Annotated in this window: 21 protein-coding genes and 3 pseudogenes; 5 read left to right on the top strand and 19 right to left on the bottom strand. The window is 41.0% G+C overall.

What is annotated here, in order from left to right:
* Nucleotides 1-286: 286 nt before the first annotated feature.
* The 4 genes and pseudogenes from FD724_RS42300 to FD724_RS38570 all read right to left on the bottom strand — a co-directional run bounded on the left by FD724_RS42300 (nt 287) and on the right by FD724_RS38570 (nt 4,918).
* Nucleotides 287-1,949, bottom strand: a pseudogene (locus FD724_RS42300) (ISL3 family transposase).
* A gap of 324 nt (nt 1,950-2,273) precedes the next feature.
* Nucleotides 2,274-3,227 (bottom strand): sucrase ferredoxin, encoded by a 954-nt coding sequence (locus FD724_RS38580; RefSeq protein WP_179076841.1) that lies wholly within the window; start codon nt 3,225-3,227, stop codon nt 2,274-2,276.
* Nucleotides 3,228-3,286: 59 nt separating this feature from the next.
* Nucleotides 3,287-4,462 (bottom strand): cupin domain-containing protein, encoded by a 1,176-nt coding sequence (locus FD724_RS38575; protein ID WP_179076840.1) that lies wholly within the window; start codon nt 4,460-4,462, stop codon nt 3,287-3,289.
* A 315-nt stretch (nt 4,463-4,777) separates the two neighbouring features.
* A complete protein-coding gene (locus FD724_RS38570) occupies nt 4,778-4,918 on the bottom strand; it encodes a hypothetical protein (RefSeq protein WP_179076839.1) in 141 nt (46 codons plus the stop codon).
* 461 nt (nt 4,919-5,379) lie between these two features.
* Between FD724_RS38570 and FD724_RS38565 the strand changes: the two genes are divergently transcribed.
* Nucleotides 5,380-7,737: a tetratricopeptide repeat protein gene (locus tag FD724_RS38565; RefSeq protein WP_179076838.1), complete on the top strand. Its 2,358-nt coding sequence runs from the start codon at nt 5,380-5,382 to the stop codon at nt 7,735-7,737.
* A 65-nt stretch (nt 7,738-7,802) separates the two neighbouring features.
* Here the strand turns inward: FD724_RS38565 and FD724_RS38560 are convergent, their stop codons facing one another.
* Together FD724_RS38560 and FD724_RS38555 are read right to left on the bottom strand one after the other, a co-directional pair.
* Nucleotides 7,803-8,819, bottom strand: a complete 1,017-nt coding sequence (locus FD724_RS38560; protein ID WP_179076837.1) for a tyrosine-type recombinase/integrase — start codon at nt 8,817-8,819, stop codon at nt 7,803-7,805.
* A gap of 56 nt (nt 8,820-8,875) precedes the next feature.
* On the bottom strand, nt 8,876-9,316 hold the full coding sequence (locus FD724_RS38555) for a four helix bundle protein (RefSeq protein ID WP_179076836.1): 441 nt from the start codon (nt 9,314-9,316) through the stop codon (nt 8,876-8,878).
* 183 nt (nt 9,317-9,499) lie between these two features.
* Here FD724_RS38555 and FD724_RS38550 point away from each other — a divergent pair, with 183 nt between their 5' ends.
* The gene (locus FD724_RS38550) at nt 9,500-9,697 is read left to right on the top strand and encodes a hypothetical protein (RefSeq protein WP_179076835.1); all 198 of its coding nucleotides are present in this window, start codon (nt 9,500-9,502) and stop codon (nt 9,695-9,697) included.
* Nucleotides 9,698-9,765: 68 nt separating this feature from the next.
* Nucleotides 9,766-10,149, top strand: coding sequence for a hypothetical protein (locus tag FD724_RS38545; RefSeq protein WP_179076834.1), 384 nt, complete (start codon nt 9,766-9,768; stop codon nt 10,147-10,149).
* 61 nt (nt 10,150-10,210) lie between these two features.
* Here FD724_RS38545 and FD724_RS38540 read toward each other — a convergent pair whose 3' ends face one another.
* From FD724_RS38540 to FD724_RS38495, 11 genes and pseudogenes are all read right to left on the bottom strand, one after another.
* Nucleotides 10,211-10,654 (bottom strand): type II toxin-antitoxin system VapC family toxin, encoded by a 444-nt coding sequence (locus FD724_RS38540; protein WP_179076833.1) that lies wholly within the window; start codon nt 10,652-10,654, stop codon nt 10,211-10,213.
* Complete coding sequence (locus FD724_RS38535; protein ID WP_179076832.1) at nt 10,654-10,944, bottom strand: DUF2281 domain-containing protein; 291 nt, start codon at nt 10,942-10,944, stop codon at nt 10,654-10,656. The genes FD724_RS38540 and FD724_RS38535 overlap by 1 nt, the downstream gene beginning before the upstream one ends.
* A 216-nt stretch (nt 10,945-11,160) precedes the next feature.
* The gene (locus FD724_RS38530; protein WP_179076831.1) at nt 11,161-11,565 is read right to left on the bottom strand and encodes a hypothetical protein; all 405 of its coding nucleotides are present in this window, start codon (nt 11,563-11,565) and stop codon (nt 11,161-11,163) included.
* The gene (locus tag FD724_RS38525; RefSeq protein ID WP_179076830.1) at nt 11,562-12,155 is read right to left on the bottom strand and encodes a ParA family protein; all 594 of its coding nucleotides are present in this window, start codon (nt 12,153-12,155) and stop codon (nt 11,562-11,564) included. The genes FD724_RS38530 and FD724_RS38525 overlap by 4 nt, the downstream gene beginning before the upstream one ends.
* A gap of 417 nt (nt 12,156-12,572) precedes the next feature.
* Complete coding sequence (locus tag FD724_RS38520) at nt 12,573-13,532, bottom strand: tetratricopeptide repeat protein (protein WP_179076829.1); 960 nt, start codon at nt 13,530-13,532, stop codon at nt 12,573-12,575.
* A gap of 381 nt (nt 13,533-13,913) precedes the next feature.
* The gene (locus FD724_RS38515) at nt 13,914-14,405 is read right to left on the bottom strand and encodes a hypothetical protein (RefSeq protein WP_218651563.1); all 492 of its coding nucleotides are present in this window, start codon (nt 14,403-14,405) and stop codon (nt 13,914-13,916) included.
* A gap of 53 nt (nt 14,406-14,458) precedes the next feature.
* Nucleotides 14,459-15,472: pseudogene (locus tag FD724_RS38510) on the bottom strand (group II intron reverse transcriptase); the annotation flags it as partial.
* Nucleotides 15,436-15,600, bottom strand: coding sequence for a hypothetical protein (locus FD724_RS38505; RefSeq protein ID WP_179076742.1), 165 nt, complete (start codon nt 15,598-15,600; stop codon nt 15,436-15,438). The gene FD724_RS38505 and the pseudogene FD724_RS38510, both read right to left, overlap by 37 nt.
* Nucleotides 15,558-15,782: an HNH endonuclease gene (locus FD724_RS41805; protein ID WP_306297127.1), complete on the bottom strand. Its 225-nt coding sequence runs from the start codon at nt 15,780-15,782 to the stop codon at nt 15,558-15,560. Before FD724_RS41805 ends, FD724_RS38505 begins: the two co-directional genes overlap by 43 nt.
* A gap of 41 nt (nt 15,783-15,823) precedes the next feature.
* Complete coding sequence (gene ltrA, locus FD724_RS38500) at nt 15,824-17,269, bottom strand: group II intron reverse transcriptase/maturase (protein WP_306297126.1); 1,446 nt, start codon at nt 17,267-17,269, stop codon at nt 15,824-15,826.
* A 709-nt stretch (nt 17,270-17,978) separates the two neighbouring features.
* Nucleotides 17,979-18,539: pseudogene (locus FD724_RS38495) on the bottom strand (reverse transcriptase N-terminal domain-containing protein); the annotation flags it as partial.
* A gap of 781 nt (nt 18,540-19,320) precedes the next feature.
* On the opposite strand from FD724_RS38495, the gene FD724_RS38490 reads away from it, so the two are divergent.
* Nucleotides 19,321-19,560: a hypothetical protein gene (locus tag FD724_RS38490; protein WP_218651562.1), complete on the top strand. Its 240-nt coding sequence runs from the start codon at nt 19,321-19,323 to the stop codon at nt 19,558-19,560.
* Here FD724_RS38490 and FD724_RS38485 read toward each other — a convergent pair.
* Nucleotides 19,538-20,326: a LysR family transcriptional regulator gene (locus tag FD724_RS38485; RefSeq protein ID WP_179076826.1), complete on the bottom strand. Its 789-nt coding sequence runs from the start codon at nt 20,324-20,326 to the stop codon at nt 19,538-19,540. The genes FD724_RS38490 and FD724_RS38485 overlap by 23 nt on opposite strands.
* 117 nt (nt 20,327-20,443) lie before the next feature.
* Here FD724_RS38485 and FD724_RS38480 point away from each other — a divergent pair, with 117 nt between their 5' ends.
* Complete coding sequence (locus tag FD724_RS38480; protein ID WP_179076825.1) at nt 20,444-21,319, top strand: aspartoacylase; 876 nt, start codon at nt 20,444-20,446, stop codon at nt 21,317-21,319.
* 312 nt (nt 21,320-21,631) lie between these two features.
* On the opposite strand, the gene ltrA (FD724_RS38475) is transcribed toward FD724_RS38480, so the two are convergent.
* Nucleotides 21,632-23,404 carry a group II intron reverse transcriptase/maturase gene (gene ltrA, locus FD724_RS38475; RefSeq protein ID WP_256874788.1) on the bottom strand — a complete coding sequence of 591 codons (1,773 nt, stop codon included), beginning with the start codon at nt 23,402-23,404 and terminating at the stop codon, nt 21,632-21,634.
* Nucleotides 23,405-23,474: the final 70 nt, after the last annotated feature.

The raw sequence follows: 23,474 nt of genomic DNA, 5'->3' as shown, positions 1-23,474 counted from the left end.
TTCAAACCGCAAACAAGGCGATTTTGAAACCACATTAACTGCAAATAAGGGGGGTCTCAAAACCACATTATGGGTCTTGTCCACTTTTGGTGATCGTGTTTGGGGATACTCTCAATTGAGCGATGGCGTACCCGCCCACCGGAGGTGATCGCAACAACAAAAGATGAAATAATAACTATTACTGAGACTGAGCGAGGACACGAAGTGCCCGCCTTCATGCGATACCTACGGTAAGCTGCGCTAACGCAAAAATACAGTTTATTATTCACGCTCCCCTGCCCACGCCTTATATAGCCAGCAAGAACCGTCGCTCAAGTAAATCTATCCCGGCGCGACCGTACATTTGTCGTTTCAACATCTTTAATCGGTTGATGTGACCTTCAACAGGGCCATTACTCACTGAAAGCGTTACACCAGCCTTGACAGCATCGTAGTCTTCACGCAAACTTTTAGCAAAATTGCGAAAGGGAGAAAGAATGCTATTCTCCGCCTGTGTAAGCCAAAGATCAAGTTGTTCGGGTTGTCGAGTACGCACCAATTGAGCAAAACCTTGACCTAATTCAATTGCCTCAGCTAATTCGGGGTGTTGTGCCGCTAGCAGTGCAATCAGTTGTTCATCGCCTCGCTTGCACAATTCCCGTCGTCGCAGCACAAGCCAAGTTGCCCGACTAGGAGTAAGAGATTTCTTCTGCGGTTCGGCAACTATCGGCAGAGGTTTATTTATAAGGCGTTGCCTTAGTTTCAAACCTTGAGAGGAGCGCAATCGACGGGTGTAGCGGGCCACAGTATCATAGCTACCAGAGTAACCACGCCGTTGAATTTCCCCAAACAGCCCTTTAGTATCGATATAACCCTCGTTCCAGCGTTTGAGAAGATAATTTTTGTAAGGGTTCAGCAAGCTTCGACCACGGTCGCTGCGTCCCTGACGTTCAACAAATGTGGGGCTACTCAGGTAACGAAACACGGTTCCATGACCAATACCAAGTCTGCGGGCAATAGCTTGTCCCGACCAACCCTGGCGATGTAATTCCCAAACTTGTTCATAAATTGCCAGTCTTCGTGTACGACGTTGTTCTGCAAGATGCTCCTGTTTAGTCGGTGTTGGGGGGTGGCGGTACTGGTGCAACTACTGTGCCATCTGTTTGGATGACTTCGATTTGACTGTAAGCTTCATCAACTTCTTTCAAGTCTTTACTATGCCCATGAAACACTCGTTCCAGTGTTTCTCCTAGATTCTGTAGTAGATGAAAACGATCTGCAACCTGGATAGCTTCGGGCGCTCCCTGGCTAATGCCACTAGCATAAGCTTTGGCTCGGTCTCGTGAGACAACTTTAATACCTGGATGTGCTTTTAACCATTGGGCTAAAGTTTCCGCAGAACGATCTTTTAGTAAAGCCAATGGTTGGCTTTGCTCTAAATCAATGAGTATCGTCCCATAAGTTTGGCACTTGCGAAAAGCGAAATCGTCTACCCCAAGAGTTTCTAGGAAATCAATTAATGGTAGAGGCATTTTACGCACCAGTCGCAACAGTGTATTGCGACTCACAGTGAAACCATCGCGCCGCGATAGTCTCACCCCAGCTGCACCGCCTAACGCTAAACCAATTGTGGTAAATTGTTGAGCCAACCGCAGAGTCCGACGCGCCCAAGGAACAGTCACGTTAGTCAATCTTTCAGTAAAAATGCGCCGTTTACAATTAGCATTGAGACAAAAAAACTTCCGCACACGCATCTGTAAAGTGATTTTGTAATCAGCCCATGATAAATCAGCCAACGTCCGTTCATAGCGACTATGAATTCGGTGAGTTTGGGAAGTGCAGATTGGGCACTGAGTAACAGCTTGTACTGAAGCGATAATTAACGTAATGGTAGCTTGTGCTTCGTTAATCAGCCAATTCTTAAGTTGAAGATTTTTTGTATCGGGTAATAGGTGACAGAGTACTTCTATAGCCTTTTGACCCATATTCGACTCTGAGTGTGTGATTCTCAACTATTTTTCGTTTTATTACCTAAAAGCTAGAGTACACAAGAAGTTTAGACTTTTCATCTCCATTCTAGCTTTTATTGATTTGTTGACACCATTCTCAACTACTGAGACGTTCGTTCTATCGCTATTGACTAAAAAAAATTCATCTTTTGCCATCGCTCAATTGAGAGTATCCCCAAACACGATCACCAAAAGTGGACAAGACCCATAATGTGGTTTCAAAAATGGCTTGTTTGCAGTTTTAACGATTTATGTTTGCAGTTCGCTACACCTACTTACTTGTTTCTACAAGTATTTAAAACTATGAATATAAAATTTAGGTAGTACGGTCTCTACTTGGTTTTGACAGCGAATTTTCAGACTCAGAGATTGAGAAATGTTTTTAGATACTTGAGCAAAACAAGTTTTTTCATCATTTCCTAAGAAATACTTTATTTTCACATTGTATAGTGCATTCTTTTCTAAAGAATCAACGTGGCTTAGAATAGAGGCGTTAAACCACTGCCAGCCAATATCTAGGAATAATTGTTTCTCTACTATTTGTGCTACTTTAGGCAGTATTGCCCATCCTCTATAAGATGAAGCAACTTTCTTTAAGTCCCCAGTTCGGTTCATGATTGCAATGAAAACTTCCTCACTTAATCTTCCGTAATATCTCCCATCAGGAAAATCAATCATCGTTGGTGCGAAACGATGCCCTTTAAAGTGGCTAGATTCCCATATTGTAATGTTCTCATAAGAACTAAGTTGATCTAATATTTCATTAGATTTTATATAAAATGGCTGACCATATTTACCACAGCATTGGTCAAATAGCCCGTGAGTACAAATTAGTATATTACGATTTTTTTGAAAATTACTTTGTGATGGAAGTTGCTGACTAGTTAAATAATTGTCGATAATCTCACATACATGCTCATAATCTGAACAATCTGCTGTGTATTCAATAAATCCATTACATAAATTATCCTCTTTTGAGCGGATATAAAATATAACTTTAATATATTCACTGTACTTAGTATTTTTATTTGAGATAAGAAGAAAATGAACAGATTTACGAGAATTATCAACAATTAAACGTAATCTTTGGGGAATGTCTTTTGATTCAAATGCTTCCATCGCCCATGGCTTTCTATATTCGATAAGAATATATACCTCTGTTGAAACTGCTGTACCAATAAGCTCCTCTCCTAAAAACGAAGATTGATGTGAGCAAAAAAACTTGTCTGATACAGTCATATTCACCTGCTATTAAATACACGAAATTATCTTATTATTAAAAATTTATTTTGCTATATTTAAACGAGTTGTATCAATGATTCACTCAACAAATGTTCCAATATGTCCGAAACATCACTTTCAGAAATCTCCGACACTTCTAGAGCTTCTTTAAAACTAAATTCAGTCTTGCTGAATATAAATTTAAGAAGAGGTTCTGCTTCATAAATAAAGCGATGATATTTTTCCTGAATTGTCAAAGTTATTGTATCTTTATCCTCATTTGACTCCAATAGAAAACGTTGGTTCCCATCTCGTTTTAATAAAGATGCTTTAGAAAAAATTAGTTCACTTGTGTTAGTAGACCATGGGAAATAAAATGGCTCAATTGATTTAGATGTGATCAAGCAATGTCTTGTATAATCATCAAATAATTTATCATTTTTAAGTTTATGTATTAATATATTTCTTAAATTTTCAAAATGCTGAAGCTGAAGAATATGATAGTTTTTATTATCATTAATTTCGTCATTAAATATTAGAGGGAAACATTTTCGGAAAGAAATATTATCTCGTAATTCATTGGCTAACCATGTTGCAAAATCAACTCCCGTTCTCGCATCAATTCCAATAGTTAAGTGAAGTGACTGTTCATCTTTCGCAGTTGCAGCGTGCCAATGTCCTCTTGGAATGTACAAAACATCTCCTGGAGATAAAATACAGTCGAGTATAGGAATGTCAGGTGTGTTAGAACTATGGTTTTTTTGTACAAACAATGGAAACTGAGTATCTTCTGAATCTTCATATACTTTCCATCTTTTAAGACCTTGAATTTGGAGGATAATTACATCATGGTGATCATAGTGTATGTTGAATGCTTGGCGACCAGGTTGAGAAAAATAAAGATTAGCATTGATAGGTTCTCCAATTTCTCTAGATAAAGAAGCAACGAATCTTCTTACTTGTGGGTCGTAGTGCTGAAGTTGGTCGATGATAACAGTAGCTCCCTTTCGGCACCATTCAATAACCTTTGACTTTTCTGATATATCATTAATTGGCTTGCCTTCTAAAACAACCTTCATTGTAGGATGAGGAAAGAAAGACTGATTTAGTATTTGGTTTAAGGAAGACCAACCGAATAGCCAGTCAAATCTTTTTCCTTCATTCTTAATTAAAAGAGACTGTTTGGTATAATAAACATCTCTAAACTCCTCTGGGGTAATCGGTGCTAGAATTTTTGAAATAACCTTTTCCACAACGCAAGAATCTCAAAATAAATTTATAGTAATCAAAAACAATAATATAATTCAGCCTAAGCGAACAGCATAGGCTCTTGACTTGGCTGAATCAATCAATCAGTGAATTTACTAGATGCTAAAAGCACTAGCCTGATTCTGCACCCTCTCCTCCGTTTTCACCACTTTCCCATGTTTGCTTTGTGAATTTTGGACGATTAACTGGATAAGAAGCAACTTCAATTACGATTTTCTTGTGTTTCGACTTGTTAGATTTCATACAGACACCAAAAGAAATTAATGAAATTTACATTGATTTATCAATTGTCAATCAAGTTAGGCGTTATCATCACCTTCTCCACCACTCCAATTCGCCTTTGTAAACTTGGGTTGAACAGTAGAATAAGCTTCAACCAGAATTTTGGCTTTTTTCACTTCTGCTATTTGATTGCTGCAAGTTTTAAGTTTATTCTTCATCTTTAAAGTCCCCTTTTATTCAAATTGTGTGTACATGATAATAATCTCGCCCTTAAAGGGCGTTTGCAAAGGTTGGCACGGTGATGCCTTTTTCTGCCCGTGAATATATTTAAGCAAGGCGATTACTGAGATACTTCGATATCACGTAGGGCTAGATACTGAGAATTTCACGACTTTTATCTGACTTATTACTGAATTAGGATGCTTATATTTTTTACTTAAGGATATGTAAATTAATGGTATAAACAATTACACAGTGGGTCAGAATCTCTCTACTGAAATGAAAGTGGCTAAAAATACTTAATTTCTCGGTAAATAAGTAATTTATGCAATAAAAAAGTATTTTTTTACTTTATATTTAACTGATGATTCCGCTTACGGGTGGTTACGGATTTAATATCTATACTTTCAGGTGCAAGATATAAGTAAATACATCTTGTGATACGTAGGTTTAATTAGATATGTGGGAACGCTCTCTTAGGGTTCATCCGAATTGTATTGAGCAAGTGAAAACTGCATATAGACGGAGTGAATATACATCCCAGCAGGATTTGGCTACAGATTTAAAAGTTGGGAAAGATACTGTCTACAAATTTTTCAAAGGTAAGCCTATTAACCGCTTAACATTTTTGGAGCTTTGTAGGCAATTGAATTTAGAATGGCAAGAGGTTGCTGTTTTAAGTGCTAATCATTCCTCTGCCTCACCTTTACAGGAGCAGTTTGAGGAAAAAAATACTGAAATTTTACTAGCCCAAGAAGAATTTCAGGAAAAGGGAATCATAACCTCTTATATTTCTACCAATTACCCATCTAGTGTCAAACCTGAACGTTATAGCTTACGCCAACTTCCCTACTGCAACTTGCCAATTCAGACTCATGAATTTATTGGACGGAAGACTGAACTTAAAGAACTACTAAAATTTATCTCTCTCAATTACCGTGCGCCGCTCATTACTGTGGACGGCATTGGCGGCGTAGGCAAAACAGCATTGATAGTGGAAGCCGCTTACCGTTGTTGGGAAGCCAAGCATGGCGCTAGGAAAGATGCGCCAATATTTGATGCAATTATCTTCACTTCAGCCAAGGAAAACTACCTATGGCCAGTTGGCATTGTGCCACGGCTTCAAAGAACAAGCACTCTATCAGATATTTGGACGGTGATTGCATCTACTCTAGACGAGCCAAGTATTCACCAAGTTGCATCGGAAGAACAATTAAACCGTGTCTATCAAAGTCTTAGCAGACAGAATACCTTATTAATTGTTGATAATTTGGAGACAATTTCTGATAGAAACGAGGTTTTAGCTTTTCTATCTGATTTGCCCCCAAGTACTAAAGCAGTGATTACTACCCGCGAACAAGTTGTTATCTACACTTTTATACGTCTGGATTCCTTGCCAAAAGAAGACACTTTGGAGCTAATTCAGCAACAGGCTACAGACAAAGGGCTGAGATTAACCAACGATCAGTCTATAGGGCTTTACAAGCGTTTTGGTGGAGTTCCAATTGCTCTGATTTATGTAATTGGTCAAATTGCTAATAGCTATTCCCTAGAAACATTACTAGATGAATCTACTCCATTGCCTGAAGATATAGCACGTTTTTGCTTTGAAGGTTCGATACAACCACTCAGAGGGAAACCTATACATAAGTTACTGATGGCTTTAGCAATTTTTCACGATCCACCGATTTGGGATGCTGTAGCTGAGGTAGCTGGACTCAAAGCAGACCCTATTACTGTTGAGAGAGGTTTAGCTCAACTTCAGCAGATGTCTTTAGTTCGTAAGCAAGAATACAGATATAGTATGTTGTCTCTTACCCGTGAGTATGTCCTAGCAGAAAGTGCCGCTCACTCAGAGTTCGACAAAAATGCAAGACAACGGTGGGTCAAGTGGTATATGGATTTGGCTCATAAATACGGAGGAGAAGATTGGGAAGAGTGGCGTATTAAATATGACTATTTAGACGCGGAAAGAGGAAATTTGATAGCGGTACTTCACTGGTTGGCACGTCAAGAACGTTATTTTGATGTTAAAAATTTATGGCAACATTTAAAGGATTATATTGATATCTATGGTTATTGGGAAGAACGTATATTTTGGCTAGAATGGCTCATCCAAGAATCAGAGCATCGTCAAGATTGGCAAACTTTTATAGAAGCAATGTCGGATAAAGGGTGGACACTGAGTATGACAAGTAGGCATCAGAATTTAGACTCAGTAGACCTAATTCTTAAACAGGCCTGGAATTTACGTGATTATTCTGACTTAAAAACTCAGGCTTGTTTAGCCCTGAATATTGCTGTGCTTCGCACGCATAAAGAGAAAGATTATAAAGAAGCACATAGATTAATTGATTTAGCAGAAAATCTTATAAAACAAGCTGTTATTGTGGAGAAGCAACTTATTCGCTATTTGATTTTTTTTGCTTTCTATCGAGGTGAATTATATTTTTTTGATGGAGATTATGAGCAAGCAAAAAAAATTTTTAAAAAAATATTGGAAGATACTAATAAAATTTCTTGGCAACGGTTTAATAACTATGCTCAAAACTGGCTTGCTAATCTTGCTATAGTTCAAGGAGACTTAGATGAAGCTGAAATCCTTTTGAAAAAAGGTTTGATTACAGCAGAAGGAAATAATGAAAAACGGCGTATTGCTCACTACTACGAATCTTTGGCAAAATTAGAGAAATCACGTGGTAATTTAGAGCAAGCACTTGAATGGGCAACAAAAGCTTTAGATTATTTCAATCGCCTTGGTATGAAAGCTGACATTGAAAAAATGAGAGAATTACACAATTCACTTGTATGTCAGTAACTAGCTGCTGATATCACTCACTCATAGCAATGATTGATCAATTGGAGTCAAGTTATTAATTTTTATCATTCATCCTTCTTCAACATTCCCGTCAACAATTCCGACATTTCCCACAGGTCTTTATTCCGGTTATCATCATAAATCATCAGCGTTCGCGGGTCTGCATGACGGCTCAATTTCTGCACCTTCCTAATATTCCCATCAGTTGCATCGAGCGCCGCCGTAATTGCCGAATGCCTGACCCTGTGCGGTGACATGGGTTTCTTGACTCCCGCCCTCTTAAAAGCAGTAGCCACTATTTTATAGATGGCATCCGTAGTCAATCTATGCCCCAAATTATGAAAATCTAACGCTGTAAATATCGGTAAATTGCCATTCAAATCCCCCCGCGCTATCAACCAATCAGCAAGAGCAGCCGCCACATCCTTGGACATATCCAAATATTCTTCATTCGTTCCCTTACCCTTCCCCAAAACTCTCAACTTGCGCCCATAAAAATCAAAGTCACCCACAAAAAGAAGGCATATCTCTTGGCGACGCAAAGCTAAACCCCACAGCACCAAAAAAATCGCATAGTTGCGTTTACCAATCAAAGTCTCCCTATCAAACTGCTGAATCACAACAGAGATCGCTTTGCTATCAACACCCCGCGTATCTCGATAAGCCTTGACCTTCTCCCCCGACACATCTTCCAGGGAATAGTTGCACACTCCCAACTTGCGCCCCATCTTCGCCAACGACTTAATCGCCGCCAGCCGCCGATTGATTGTCGCCTCCCGCAACCCAGATTTAATCAACATCGCTTTGTACTTCAACACCACCATCACTGCTTGCTCTCGCTGCAAGTGCAAAAACTCCAGCACACTATCACCACTTGGCGGTAAGCTCGTCATCTTCAGAAAGAAATCCCTCAAATCCTTTTCATAAGCCCGTCGAGTATTGGGGTTGCGCTTATCTGCCAACAGTTGCGCCAACACATCTGGGTCGCCCTGAAGTTGTGCGTCAAAATATCTGGCGATCGGGGCATCTAAACACGCCTCTAATGAAGCAAAGACAATTTCTCCTGAATTTGGATTTGACATAAGTGCTGACTCGCGTTCAATAAGAATAAGCAGGGGGGCAGGGGAGATGAAAGACACTAAGAGTCTGTTTTTCTGCCCGGATGTCCGACTGTTTTCTTTATCAGCCAAGGGGTAGGATTATTAATCATGCTTACTAAACTACCTAGAACCTTATTATAAGTACCGTAAATCTCTCTACCTGTATCAATATCCAAATAGTTACACTTGACGGCAAATTCAATCCACGTCTGGGTTTCAGCAGCTTCCGCTTGTCTACGACACGCTCCGCGAACACAATCATTTAATTTAGCCACAAATGCTGCTACGTATCTACGTTTCCTCCATGCTTCTGCTAAATTCGCACATACAGAACGAGAGCAACGACGAATTTGGTCTGTGAGTGAATAACGTTCCTCGACTGGAAACTTTTTAGATACCTCAAATATCTTCATAGCTGCATCAAAAGCCATCTGATAGACTTTCAAGTCTCGATGATTTGTAATTGCATTTTTTTCCATTTGCTATCTCTTTCCCCCCTGCTCCCCTGCTCCCCTGCCCCTCTGCCCCGCCTCGTTAGGCATAAATGCTCACTATTACGTTATTGATAATGCGCCTTTCCAATAACGTCTATCATACCTGGGTAAGGGTCAGCATCAATCAAAACATTGCGTAGAGAGCAAAATACTTCTTGCGGAAGTTTAATGGTGTCAATTAGTAATGGTATGTCTGTAATTTCCTGCTTTGATATCAAAATTGATAGCATTGCTGTCGGCGCTGTCGGCAGAGCCACACTGACAAACTATCTAAGGGATTTACCAGAGAAAAATCAGCAAGTGCCATTTTGTGGTACGGGCATCTTCTACTGGATTGCTGTAATTCTGTTTACAAGTACTTGCTAATCGTAGCCTTTTCATCTTTGATAGATACTTGTGAGTGATAGCGTAAAATGCGGAATAAATAAGGATTTATGAATAATAACAACAATTTAGTTTTGAGAATCCAAAGATTTCAACGGACTTGGAATCTTGGGGCTAATTGCTTGCAATTAGCTCATATATCCTTAGGAATTTTGGCAGTTACTTCCTCGCTTATTGTTGCGACCTTTACAAGTGACTTAGGAGATTTTTACACACGTATATTTGCTTTTATCAGTGCGCTTTCATTTGGTGTAGTGAATTCGATTAATCTTGGTGAAAAAGCAAATAATTTTCGCCGTGCTAGTAGACATCTTAACGTTGGATTGATGAATTTTTTAGAAGGGCTATCTTCTGAAAAAGAGTTGATCCAAACTTATAAAGAGTCTGAAGACATCATAGGTGAATGGAGATTTGTGCCTCCACGTCAACAATAGCTACGAGAATCGATTTTGGAGCTTGGGAATTGTAATATACTAATTTGGGTAAGAACTGGGTTTACAGCCAAGATTCAATGGTCAATGTTCTCACTTGTTGAATTCTCTGAAAGTCACTGTCGGCTGACACAACGGTAAGACCGTGTTGTAGAGCTACAGCAGCAATCCAAAGATCATTTTCATCAAAACCTAGATCAGTGATTTTAGTTTTTCTCCGCTTGCTTTTCTCTTTTGGTGCAAATTCATTGAATAAAGCGGCTTTCAGTTGTCCGTAGATAGTAGCAGTAAATCCATCAACATTATGGATGTATATACCTATTAGAAAACGGTTAATGAGGACTAAGTTACTTTCCTTGCGTTGAGAACGTTCTGCCATGTCTATCAGTTCGCCTTGAACGATGGCGCAGGTTGTAATTACAGAATTTTCAATATACTCAAGGCGACGAAGCACATTGGTATTACCAAGAATTGCTTGACTACAGTGATTTGTATCTAACAAGTACATTATTCAAAGGGGTTTTCGTAATCAAATTTGGCTTTGCCACGAGTGGCATAAACTAGCTCAAGACACTCTTGTAAATCATCGCCTGACCATTGACCAATCGTTTTCAAGTGTTCTAAGAGTGAGCGACCTGTGGAATTAACTTCAGTGTGAGTAGTGGATTCTGCTACTTCTGGCGGGGTCTGTGTTTGAGTTTCCTTTGTTTTCAGAAAGCGTAAAAAGTCTAGCGTTTCAGCCAAAATGGTATCTGGGGAGGACTCAATTTCTTGGAGAAGCAGTTCTTTGATAGTCATATTAGGTATGTCCTCTACTGGAGCGAAGATCCAGGCATAGCTGCATCAGTCTTTTTCATTATCGCAATAGTTTCTTTTAGTTTTACTACACTACGTTCCAGGCATTCAGTCAGGAGTCAGCTTAATTTAGAATTTCACCTTGGCGTAAATTCACCAATTAGTAAATCTATATTTTCACCTTGCTGCTACACTACGTTCCAAGCATTCAGCCAGGGGTCAGTCTAGTTTAGAATTTCGCCTTGGCGTAAATTCACCAATTAGTAAATCTATATTTTCACCTTGCTGCCATTTCACCCAGACGGACATGAGAAAATCTACCAATTCGCTTTTATCAATCTCTACGCCACGCCTTTTGAGTTTGAGTAATTCTTCCTCTACATCTAAATCTGTTGAGCGTTTCACATAGTAGGTGCGCCCAATCCAAGCATCATCAGACCGCTTACCTGTTGCAGGTCTGCCACGTTTACGGGGTTCTTCTTGAATTGGCGCTGTCTTTTGTGGTGTTGGAGTCTGTGTCACGTTACTCTCTATAGTTGCCTCAGTCGGAAGTTCTGGCTCAATTTGTGCTTCCTCTTTGGTTTCAAATAACTTTTTAAAAGGGCTAGGTTTAGGGTTGCTCATGACAATATCTCCTTACCCACCTCTTGATACTCCCGCCATGCTATTTTGCTGCTGCGGTCTTTTACTTGGTAAACTGGCAACCCCTCCAGTGCCGCTTTTTCATAAACAGCAAATCGTCTAATCCCATGTTGAAATAGTGGTATTCCCTCTGCCGACAATGCTTCTCGTGCCTGCTGTCCTGTTAAGCGAGGGGCTGGAGGAATAATTGTGAGCAACACACGATAGCGATCGCTGCCCAATGATTTAAGTGCGCCTACAGTCTGCAACAGTGCATCCATCGCTAAGGCATCAGGGGTAGTAGGCAAGATTAATAAATTACACCCATCAGCAAGTGCTTCCAAATCTTCGTGGCTTGGTCTAGCGGCTGTGTCAATAACTACATGGTCAAAATTACGGCTGTGCATAGGAGCTTGTAGTAAATCCACAACTTTAAAGGGTAATGCTCCTCGCTTTGCCCATCCTGTAGCACTGTGGTTTGGGTCGCCATCAACCAACAAGGTGCTGCCTAGCTGAGATAGAAAGCAAGCAATATGGATGGCGCAAGTCGTCTTAGCTACGCCCCCCTTGAAACTAGCAAGGGTGATTATCACGAGATGTACTCCAGTAAATGCTGCTAGTTTACTCTTAAAATGGCGAAAATTTGTATTTCTTAATTTCTAGAATGTTAACTTGGCGACAATACAACATTTCACCAATTCAAAAATTTAAAATCTCCCCAGTAGCAACCGTCAGCTTGGACAAGCTAAACCTGAACAGAAGACAGTTTGACTTTCCGCCTAACCGTCATGTTGTTTAGCTTTCTGAGGATGGTCTACTGGTTAATACAGTCCTCGTATCTTGCTGTAAATAGTTATATTGGCAATAATGTAACTTTTTAACAATACGTTTTTGCGACAATTCATATTTTCGCCAATTCAAAAAGAAAGCAGCATATTTCATCACCTAAGTTTCACAACTGCATGGGCGATCGCCGCTTGGTAGTAGTAGGAAAAAATGCTTTAAAAAGCCTAAAGTGTATGGCTGCTGCGAAAGAATTTATTTAGCTTTCTGATTGTGTCTATTACCATTTGATGCTTCTGTTTCCTTCCTTGCATAAGAAACAGGTCAGCAGCTTGCTGTAAATCTGCCATTGCTCCTTCTTTGTTATCTTCTAAGACAACGCGAATCAGACCACGACTATAGTAGGCTTCGGGTAAGTTAGATTTAAGCCGAATTACTTGGTTAAAATCTATGAGCGCTGCCTGGAGTTTTCCTAACTGTGCAAGAGTCTGACCTCGACTAAGATAGGCTTGATCATAGTTTGGGTCTTCTCGTAAAGCTTGGTTGTAATCTTCAATCGCTCCCTTCAAGTCTCCTAACTGATAGCGGGCAAGACCACGAGTGTAGTATGGCCAACTGAGGGGATAGCTTTGTAGTTCTATAGCCTTATCGTAATCAGCAATACTTTGCTTGTAGTTACCTTGTGCCGCGTAAACAATACCCCGGTTGTAGTAAGGACGACCATACTTAGGCTGGAGTTCAATAGCCTTGTTGTGGTCAGAGATAGCTTTTTTGTAATTGCCCAGTTCGTAATATTCCCAACCTCGGTCAGTATATGCATCGGTAAATTTGGGATTTAATCGCAGGGCTTGATTATAATCAGAAATTGCTCCAGTATGATCTTCCAACTTAGAGCGGGCAAGACCACGGTTATAGTAGGGTTGGGCATTACTCGGCTGTAGTCGAATGGCATCATTAAAATCTGCAATAGCCCCTCTGTAGTCATGTTGGTTAAACTTCTCTGCTCCTTGGAACAACAAGTCGCTTTCCTTGTCTATTTCTTGGTCTAAGAAGCCAGAACCGCTATTTTGAGCCATAAGCATTGTTGGTGACTGAGCATAGACAGTAGAGGATAGTCCACTAAATGCAACAGTCGCTCCTATGATTACAATTCCCTTTTGAATCAGCTTTTTATGGTGCTTCTTCATTTCTATTTAGTCCCAATTGAAATTTGGCAGGACTTGTAAGTGTATCCCAGAGTGATAGTAATATTTTAAACGTTAATTTCTGATTTGGTACGGTAGTCAATCCTGCCAGTCCGTCCAACATCAGACCAAAAACGCTTGTGGTCAGCCATCTATGGTTTTGAGATCACAAGCGTTTCTTAATTTTTGATTGATGCTAACGGAGATTACACCTATTTAGTCATTCGTGGAATAGACAATTGAAACTGGCTCTACAAGAGCCAATACCTCATGGCAGAGGTAGAAATTATATTGTTCGCGCCGCCCCTGTGTCTTTTGAGCATCTGTCAACGATTCTTCATCTGAAGAAGGCGGTTTTTCTATTTCTTGCCACTACAGTTGTGTTTATCTGTCTTCATTGAAGTACTGAAGCAGAGTTTCAATTTGCTGAACAGAATAGACATTAATCGGAAGCATGGGAGTATCAGAGCCAGCAAGGATAGCTATTACTCGATGAGTATTGTAGTCTATATTTTTGAGCTTTTGTATCAGGCGTAAGCCCAGAACTGGAGTATTACAACGGGATTTGATAAAAGTTTCAATGTCGGAGCGGAATGTAACTTCGACACCAACTCCACCGGAAAACTTTAGAGCTTCAGAGAAAACAATTCCTGGCTCAACTATAGTTTGAGCTTTTGTTAAGGCGATGAAAAAGGTGGATTTAAAATCTTCAGGCATCCTATGCAGTTGACATTTTGTGGTTGCCAATGCTTCATCACTCACATATCCAAGACTAATTTCTGAAGGTATGGGGCATTTTTCTAAATTAACTCGTGAACCGTATACATCGCCCAAAAGCTGTTTGGTTGAGTCGATGGGGGATATTATTCCCCGCACCTCTCAGTTAGATCCGTGCGTACCCGTTTCCGTGTACACGGCTCCCGATGTTCTTAACTTGTGCTTTTGCTCATGTGTTTATAATCGTGGCAGCTCTCATGAATTGCTTCCAGATTGTTTTTCTTCCAGTTGGCGTGATTTCCATCGATGTGATGCAGATGAATCCGTTCTTCATCGATGAATTTTAAACCGCAGGAAGCACATCTATGGTTTTGCTTTTTAAGAGCTTTAGAGGTTTCGCCGTCGTAGAGCTTACTATTTCGTTCGCTCCAGTAGGCTGTATCTCCGTCATAGGGTGATTTAGTTCCCTTGACAGAAATGTGTTTGTTTTCGGAGTAGGAAACTGTTGGAAATGCTTTGTCTAGTAATTCCTTGCTAGAATCGCGGTTTTGCTTGGTTTCCTTGTTGAGTACCGTGTAAGCTCTTTTTTGGATGTAGTATAACGAGTTTCTAGACCCGTCCATCTTGCAGAACTTATGGTAATTTCTCCACCCTCTAACTACCGGGGCTAGTTTTTCAGCCTTTGTGGTAGCACCATAATTCGAGTTGTTAACGATGTGTTTTACTTTCTTACGGAATGCTTTGAAGTTATCCACAGAGGGACTACATCTGAACTTACCGTTTTTCTGGATTTTAAAGTGCCAGCCGAGGAAATCAAACCCATCTGTCGCGGCGGTAACTTTGGTTTTCTTTTGGCTTACATTCATTCCGCGTTTGCGGAGAAACTCGCTGATTCTTTCAAGTATCTCTGTTACATCATCTTCGGGTCGAAGTATAATAACCATGTCATCCGCGTATCGGACTGATGGCTCGGTGATATCACTAGCTGAGGTTTTAGCAGTGATTCTCTGTCCTTGATTCTCATGGTACCTGTGTATACTCTCAATCCCGTTGAGCGCGATGTTTGCTAATAGTGGGCTGACCACTCCCCCTTGAGGTGTTCCCTGTTCGGGGAATTCTGGGTTGACTCCAGCCTTGAGGCATCGGAAGATACCGATTTTTAAACCTTTTGGGGCGATGAGTTCGCCCATTATTGCCGAGTGATTAATCCTGTCGAAGCACTTGTCGGGTAGGAAGGAGGTGTCACCACCTCCGAAACCCCCCTAAGAACGTAGCGTGACAGTTTCCCATCACTACGCTCAAGCCTTATTTCTAGTCCGATTTCTTGGATTTTGAATGTTCCAGTTTGTGGCATGGCTTATGCAAGTGGATAAGGTTCCAGGTGTCATCTGTTCCCTCATCCTCCACCGGAACTATGTGATGGACTTCCAGTTCCTCGCCGTTGAGTAAAGTTTCACCGCAGCTTGGGCATTTCCATTCCTGGTTTTCGGCAACTATGAAATATTTACTTCCTTTTGCCCATTTGTTTTTGCCCATCTTCTTGTTACGGTTTTCCCCAGTATTCTCGGAGTTCAGGATTATCTGGAGAGGCGCTTCCCTTTCACCTTGATGTGACGTACAATCTTGGTTGAAGCAACGTTAAATAGTTGCATGAGTTTAGAATTGTTTCGACGGTCTTTGCTGTTAACAGCAAAGACCCAACTTCGTGTCCCGACTTGGTGAAAGTACTTAGCTTTAATCCAGTTTTTTGCTTTGTATGGGTGTCGTCGTTTAGCCCAACGCCAGAGATATTGCCACACACGATAATCGATGTAGCTAAAGGTTTCTTTGCTGACTCCACCTCTGTAGTAGTTAGCAAAGCCTCGGAGAATAGGATTGAGTGTGGATATGACTGCTTCCTGTTTTGCACCGTTTAGGGATTTGACTATTTCGCCGATCTTCTGGCAGAAGTTAAGAACTTTTGATTTAGAAGGCATGAATAGTGCCTTCCCCTTGAATGTGCGTAGTTTGAAGCTGAGGAAGTCAAATCCATCCTCTGTGTGAACTATACGTGTCTTCTCCTCGCTTAATTCCAGGTTGCGGTCTAATAACCATTTCTCAATTACCTTTTTCGCTTCTAAGATGTATTCCTTAGAGTTTGCCGTAATGATAAAGTCATCAGCATAGCGAATTATCCCCATTCCACTTCGGGATTTTTCTCCTAATGGATGATTTTTGGTAGGCGGGTGCCGATATGGTATTGCCTTAACTACTGTTTCCAAACCGTGAAGTCCGATATTGGCAAGTAGGGGGCTAATTGCACCACCTTGGGGAGTTCCTTGGATTGTTTCGTTAAACGTTCCTTTATCCATGAAACCGCATTTTAGCCACATTTTAATGAGTTCTCGTCCTGGTACTTTACCTATAGAGTTCTCAATGTTGCTGTGAGAAATGTTGTCAAAAAATCCTGAAATATCTGCGTCTAGAACCCATGAGTCTCCCTTTTCGCTTTTGCCTGTTGGTGCAATTCTCGTGAATGCTTGTTCGATAGCATCGGCGCAACTCCTTCCAGGTCGGAAGCCGTAGGAATTTTCTTCAAAGACTGCCTCCCATTCTGGTTCTAGTAAGTTTTTGACTACTGTTTGCATGACTCTATCTCTCACGGTGGGGATTCCGAGAGGACGTTTCTTTCCATTTGATTTGGGTATGTAGATTCGCTTGGTTGGTTTGACCTTGTGAGTCCCGTTTGCCATTTCTAGGAAGAGTTTTACACGCTGCTGGGGAGTGTTTATTACCTCCTTATCTATCCCAGCCGTTCGCTTTCCGGTGTTAACCTGCGTAATTTGTCTGATGCTAAGTAGTAGGTTTGACTGACTTCGTAACATTAACTTTTGAAGGCGGCGGAGCCTCCGAAAGTTACCAAGATTTCGGGCGCGAAAGATTCTGTAACGCAAATTCTTCACAACTTTGATTGCTTTACGCCAGTTAATCAGGCTCCAGTTTTCTAGCCGCTTGCTATCTCCATTTATTAGGCGTTGTCGCATAATATCTAACTTGTAATAACAATTAGGTTTCTGTTGTTAGGTATCTCTTTCGCATAAGACCAAGAGTACATCTGCTATTGCTTTCGCTCAGGGCAAATTATTAGTCCCTATCCTAACTATTACAGTTAGGCATTCGCTTCTTACTCCTTCCTACTCCCTCCAGAGGTTTGACCATCTCTCCCTTTGCTACCCCTTTCGGGACATTAGTTGTTCTAGTTACTTGAATATCGACATTCTCAAGACTCTGTAGGGGTTATCCTGTTGTATCGGTTGGTTGTAGCGCCCTCTTTAGGTGGTGATTATTCTGCGACGGGTACCAAATTCACACGAATATACGAATCGAAACCGTATAAACTTCCCGTTACACCCTGTCAGCCTTTAGGGTGGTCACTCGATAACGCAGTTTAGACATCACTTCAATTTACTTCACCATAGAAAGCATCCCTCTAGCTCCCTACCCGCTTTAGGCTAGTAGTTAGGGCTACATTCGTCGTCTGCATATTCCAGTTGGATTTCTCCTTCTTTCTGACGGGACTGTTTCCAGTCTTTTACGTAAGGGTAGGCGGTGTGAATCGCCTAGAGGCTCGGAAATCGCATCTTACGGCGATTCTTCCCCAGGGAAGACCTCAGACCAAAGTAGAGTCGGATTCGGCTCTAAGCCTTTCCTAGCAGGGGCTAGGCTCTACTAACCGACCAGTTCAGGTCGCACCTCAATATCGAGTTCAATTACTCGCTTATTTATTCCGTTGACTTTGGAACTGAGGTTTAGGAAGATGTACTTTTGTGCATCATGGGCAGAGCGCCCAGTTCTGAACCCGTAACTCCTGGCGTGGAAGGTGGCTTCGTGTGCTGGTTCGAGTGCGTATTTTGCTAGGCATTGCCAACACCTATCCGCGATGGTTGGTATCTTAAGCATTCTGGTAGTCCCGTCCTTCTTGGGAATGGGGATTTCCCGTAGTCCTTGATGCTTCCAATTTCCACTATTCATTCTCAGTGATTCTTCAAGGTTGAAGCGTTCTTCAAATGAGAGGGATTTCTTACCATCAATACCAGCCGTCTTTTTACCAGCATTTAGCTGAGATACAAGTCTAATTGCAAGAAATCGAGCCGAGGTTGATTTTAGAACAAGCTTTTGGAGTGACCGCGCTTTCCGCTTGTCTCCAACTTGAACCGCTTTAAATACGCGCTTTTGAAGGCGGAAAAGATTTCGGCGGAATTTCTTCCACGGTAGGGCTTTCCAAGATTCACTAGTATGTCTACTGTGTCTAATCGTTTTCTCTTCTGGAGTTTGTATTTTCTGAACACCTCAGTCCAATTACGGACTGTCCTACCCTAACTGTGGGGATTCATCCGCTCGTCTGGTTTACCTGAGATTCGACTGTCTCAAGACCCACAATTAGTTTTTATTCGTTCCCTCGGAGAGATTGATTGTTCCGTTAGATGTAGCCAATTCAACTACTGGATTCCCTAAACTCTTGCCGTTACCCGCAGAATGTTCGGCGGGAATGAACTCCAGTGAGGTCAGGGATTTTACGTTGCGCCCTGCCTGCCGAATAAGTCGCTTTTATAGGCTCGGTTTCATCGTGGGAACTCCCTATTAGCGCCAGTGTCAACCCGCAACGGTCGTCTGATTGCGCCCTGTTCCCAGCTTCACTCTACAAGAACCGAGCTTGTTCGGTGTGGGCAGATAAGGAGTCAATTCTGAGTCTGAATGGCAAGACTTGCACTTGCATCTGACCGAGAGTTCAGCCTTTTAATGACAGTAATCTGCTGTCGGACTGGCTTAGTTGTGTACGGACTGATTACCGTGATTCACTAAACAACGAATCGCACTCTGCGTTTAGCTTCTCCCATACTTCATCCCCTGTTACTAACATCAGTGTCTAACTAGAATACTATGTATCAGAGGCTAACACAGCCCAATATTGCGAAGAATTGCTTGAGCGAATATTCGAGCCTCATTAGTATGTTTAAATCGGAAAATGGGGGGTGTGGGGTACCTGGGTAAAACTTTTACCTAATGCTAACTTTGTACCAACATTTTCATATTAATGGACATGATACAAGCAAAAGAAATATGTAGCGTATGTCTAGGTACGTTCATACAAGACGATGACTACACCTTGTATGAAGATGGGAACGTAATGCACTACTATGATGAAAATATGTGGAAACATAGCCTGAGCGAATGGCTCAAGGCAGAACACTTGGGCAGCAATATAAAAGAGGCTTTGTTTAACGAATGTCCTGAAGAAATGAAAGGAAAAGCTAAAAGCTTGCTTTATCCGTAGAAGTTTTCACGACTGCCACCGACCAATACCATCTCAGGATTGTCAGCATTAAAGTAGCTTCTTGTGTCACCTTGGGAACGAAACCGATTTGCTGACACAAACTAACAATTTGCTGGTACAAACTATAAGACAGATGGGAGGGTGGTAGGATAAAGGATTCATTGGCGAGAGATTGTAAGGAAATTTCTGTCTGAGCAGCCAGAGGATGGCTTGATGGTAGAACCAAAACTAAAGACTCTTCCTTAATTGGCTCAACACATAATCCTATGTCTTGGCGATTCAAAGCTGACCAGTGCATCAAACCAATATCAATTTGTTGGGTTTCTAGTCCCTTAATTAAACTGTAAGCAGTGCGTTCTTGTAAAACAAGTTTGACTAAAGGGAAGCGAGTGCGAAAAGCTATCAAAATATCGGGGAGAACGCTATTGGAGACTGAGCTATTGAATCCAACTATTAATCGTCCAATCTGACCCTGACTAGCGAGTGTCGCTGTCTCAATAGCACGGTCAACTTGAGCCAGGATTAAACGGGCTTCTTTAAGAAACTCAAGTCCTGCAACAGTTAGCCGTAGTGGGTGTTTCTTGCGCTCAAACAGAGTGACATTACCTAACTTTTTTTCCAAATCTTTGATTTGCTGGCTGAGGTTAGACTGGGCCATGTGTAATTCTTCGGCTACCTCACTAATGCTACAGTTTTCTTTCTCAGCTACAGCGATAAAATAACGCAAGTGTTGTAATTCAAAGTTATGTTCGCGTCCAAGTGCCATTGAGCATTAAATTCCCGACGATATATGATTTTTTATATAGTATTATCCAAATCATATAGTAGCGGTGAATTTAGCTTTCCTTTAAGCTGTTTTTAACATCCTAAAGGAGAAAAATTTATGTCTCATCCATTAATCAAAAAAGTTGCTATTGTAGGCGGAACTCATGGAAATGAGATTACAGGAGTGTTCCTAGTCAGGAAGTATGAACAATATCCTAATTTAATTAGACGTGATAGCTTTGAAACATTGACTTTATTAGCAAATCTCAAAGCTATTGAGGCAGGGCGACGGTATATAGATGCTGACCTCAATCGCTGCTTTCAAGCTCAAGATTTACAAAACCCAAAGCTGATTAATTATGAGCAATTACTGGCTAAACAACTCGCTTTTACTATTGGGCAATCAAAGATAAATTTAATTATTGATTTGCATAGTACAACATCTAACATGGGTCTGACAATAATTTTGCACAATAATCATCCCTACTTGTTAGGTTTGGCTGCTTATCTAAGTGCAATTAATCCTTTAGTCAAAGTTTTACAATACCCACCCAATCAAGACCATTCTTATCTAAGAAGCCTTTGTGAATTAGGCTTTGCTATCGAAGTCGGGCCAGTAGCTCAAGGGACTCTCAATGCCGAATTATTTTTGCCAACTGAAGCTTTGATTAGTTCAATTCTCGATTTTATTGAACTCTGCAATCAGGGAGTAACACCTGAAATTCCTCAATTTTTAACCCGATACAAACAAGTGAAAACTGTAGATTATCCCAGAGATGAACAACAGCGAATTCAGGCAATGATTCACCCTCAACTTCAATTTAAAGACTATGAAATTTTGCATCCTGGCGACCCGTTATTTCTCGGTTTTGATGGTGAGGTGATTGACTATCAAGGAGAATCTTCCATTTTTCCAATCTTCATCAATGAAGCTGCATATTACGAGAAACATATCGCTATGAGCTTGGCTATCAAACAAGAAGTAACTCTTTAAAAGTCAGTGAAACTTCAACTTTTTTCTTTGCGGCACTTATAGCTGTTGGCAGTGATCGCGCTTTGCTGACTGACAATACAAAACTGCTCTCAAGTTTTGACAAGAGAGCAGTTTTAGCTCACGCCAGAAATTTACATGGGGCTTCATAGATTCAATGCCCCGGTTACTGTATAAGTGGTTCGGTATTGTTAGATGGATGCCTAAGCCAGAAAGTCACCTCTCTGACTCGGCTACAAAACCGTGCATGAAACGTTAACTTCACACGGCTCCTCGATGATTTGGTGCTTGACAAACACACCTATAAATTCCAAGTTAAAAGGGATTACAGTTGAGATAATCCTCATCTATTTCTGGAACTGTAACAGCAACTTTATCGGCTGCCGTTTTAGCATCATGGCAATGTCCATGAAGTAATTGAAGGTTGTCATAACTATCCTTACCGCCTTGGGAGCGGGGGATTTTATGGTCGATTTCCATCAAGTCTTCATGGTGAAAAAACAGTCCACAATGAGTACACTTTCCTTTTTGCATCTTCAAAAGTGTTGCCACCCTTGTTGGCGCTTCAGGATGTTTACCCATTCTGGAACTCCAATACACCCAGTCACCATCAAATGGGCTACGGATTCCTTGCACTTGTATGTGTCTCACAATAGGAGTTTCCCGGTGCAAGAGGTAGCGAATCTTCTGGTTATGGGGTTTAAAAACCCAATTATCAGACCCTACGGTTTGCCAATACTTTTGGCAACTCCATCGGGAAGATTTATTAGGGTGACGATGTTCTGCCCATGCTTTTAGCTGGCTAAATAAAGTTGTATCAGCCTGATTAAATATGCGTTTACTGACGACACCTGAGTAGTAGTTTGTCCATCCACGGATGACGGGATTCAGATGAGCGATTAAATCAGATTGTGGTACTGATTTATGCCCATCAATCAATTTACCTATCTTCTGCGTGTGTGTCTTCAGCTTTGTTTTGCTTGGAGTGATAAGAGTTTTGTAACCAAGTAATTTTCCGTTTGAGCTTTTACCACTGTGATATTTTCCTACCGGAAATTGTCGAATAGTGAAACCCAAAAAGTCGAAACCAACGTTACCTTCATACATATTTTGTGTATGAGAAATATGGGTTTTACTTGGTTTTAATTCTAGCCCCAATTCGTTTAACCACTCTGCCATAATCTGCTGACATCTTTGGATAACGGCAAGGTCTTTATGCAGAATCACAAAATCATCTGCGAATCTAATTAAGCTTATTGCTTTACGATTCTCCGATTTACATCCGGGTAAAGTAAGAGCAACTTGTTTAATTCGATTTTCCATGCCATGAAGGGCTATATTCGCTAATAATGGCGAAATCGTACCCCCTTGTGGAACACCCATTGATGTTATGTTGTCAGATTTTTCCCTAAAAGCATATTCAGAGAAATCAATCACTCCCGCTTTCAACCAAGCACGAATTTGTCGGCGGATGGTGGGGAATGTATTTAATTTTGACAGCAGAACATTGTGATTAATTTTGTCAAAACATTTCGCAATATCGGCATCCAACACATATTTAGGTTTAAACTTAATAGTGTTGAATATTGCCTTAATCGCATCATGGGCGCTTCTTCCTGGTCGAAAACCGAATGAGTTTGGCTCGAAGAGAGCTTCCCATTCAGGTTCTAGGGCTAGTTTTACTAGCGATTGCAAGGCGCGGTCGTATATGGTGGGTATAGAAAGGGGTCTTTTTTCTCCCTTTGAGCCGGGTTTTGGTATCCACACCCTTCGAGTGGGAGCGGCTTTTTGACCTAGTTTCAGGGAATATACTAAGATAAGACGTGCTTTTGGGGACAAGTTTTTCAACCCATCCACTCCTGCCGTCTTCTTACCTCGGTTGTCTTGTGTTACCCGACGAACCGCTAAACACTTTGCTGACCAGGAGTGCAACAACGTTTTTTGAAGTTGACGAATTGCTTTGACATCACCACGCTGAGAGGCTTTGTAGATACGCTTTTGCAACTTAAATACTTTCCTTTCTAGCTTTCGCCAGGGGATAGCATTCCATTCCACCGTAGTCTTGAAACTCGTTTTAGATGTGTACATTGCTACTTGTACCTCTACAATCCAAGTCACCGTGTCTCCGTCTGCATATCCTTCTCGTTACAAGAAGGCA

The organism is Nostoc sp. C057, assembly GCF_013393925.1.
Lineage (GTDB): Bacteria > Cyanobacteriota > Cyanobacteriia > Cyanobacteriales > Nostocaceae > Nostoc > Nostoc muscorum_A.
The sequence above is the reverse complement of the archived record's forward strand: the minus strand, read 5'-3'. Positions and strand labels throughout refer to the sequence as shown.

What these genes read in the sequence shown, in the direction of transcription:
- FD724_RS38560 (WP_179076837.1), bottom strand. Translation starts at nt 8,819, where the DNA reads ATGTCAAATCCAAATTCAGGAGAAATTGTCTTTGCTTCATTAGAGGCG.
- FD724_RS38550 (WP_179076835.1), top strand. Translation starts at nt 9,500, where the DNA reads ATGGTGTCAATTAGTAATGGTATGTCTGTAATTTCCTGCTTTGATATC.
- FD724_RS38530 (WP_179076831.1), bottom strand. Translation starts at nt 11,565, where the DNA reads ATGAGCAACCCTAAACCTAGCCCTTTTAAAAAGTTATTTGAAACCAAA.
- FD724_RS38535 (WP_179076832.1), bottom strand. Translation starts at nt 10,944, where the DNA reads ATGACTATCAAAGAACTGCTTCTCCAAGAAATTGAGTCCTCCCCAGAT.
- ltrA (WP_256874788.1), bottom strand. Translation starts at nt 23,404, where the DNA reads ATGTACACATCTAAAACGAGTTTCAAGACTACGGTGGAATGGAATGCT.
- FD724_RS38480 (WP_179076825.1), top strand. Translation starts at nt 20,444, where the DNA reads ATGTCTCATCCATTAATCAAAAAAGTTGCTATTGTAGGCGGAACTCAT.
- FD724_RS38565 (WP_179076838.1), top strand. Translation starts at nt 5,380, where the DNA reads ATGTGGGAACGCTCTCTTAGGGTTCATCCGAATTGTATTGAGCAAGTG.
- FD724_RS38520 (WP_179076829.1), bottom strand. Translation starts at nt 13,532, where the DNA reads ATGAAGAAGCACCATAAAAAGCTGATTCAAAAGGGAATTGTAATCATA.
- FD724_RS41805 (WP_306297127.1), bottom strand. Translation starts at nt 15,782, where the DNA reads ATGGGCAAAAACAAATGGGCAAAAGGAAGTAAATATTTCATAGTTGCC.
- ltrA (WP_306297126.1), bottom strand. Translation starts at nt 17,269, where the DNA reads ATGCGACAACGCCTAATAAATGGAGATAGCAAGCGGCTAGAAAACTGG.
- FD724_RS38485 (WP_179076826.1), bottom strand. Translation starts at nt 20,326, where the DNA reads ATGGCACTTGGACGCGAACATAACTTTGAATTACAACACTTGCGTTAT.
- FD724_RS38490 (WP_218651562.1), top strand. Translation starts at nt 19,321, where the DNA reads ATGGACATGATACAAGCAAAAGAAATATGTAGCGTATGTCTAGGTACG.
- FD724_RS38570 (WP_179076839.1), bottom strand. Translation starts at nt 4,918, where the DNA reads ATGAAGAATAAACTTAAAACTTGCAGCAATCAAATAGCAGAAGTGAAA.
- FD724_RS38580 (WP_179076841.1), bottom strand. Translation starts at nt 3,227, where the DNA reads ATGACTGTATCAGACAAGTTTTTTTGCTCACATCAATCTTCGTTTTTA.
- FD724_RS38540 (WP_179076833.1), bottom strand. Translation starts at nt 10,654, where the DNA reads ATGTACTTGTTAGATACAAATCACTGTAGTCAAGCAATTCTTGGTAAT.
- FD724_RS38505 (WP_179076742.1), bottom strand. Translation starts at nt 15,600, where the DNA reads ATGCCACAAACTGGAACATTCAAAATCCAAGAAATCGGACTAGAAATA.
- FD724_RS38545 (WP_179076834.1), top strand. Translation starts at nt 9,766, where the DNA reads ATGAATAATAACAACAATTTAGTTTTGAGAATCCAAAGATTTCAACGG.
- FD724_RS38555 (WP_179076836.1), bottom strand. Translation starts at nt 9,316, where the DNA reads ATGGAAAAAAATGCAATTACAAATCATCGAGACTTGAAAGTCTATCAG.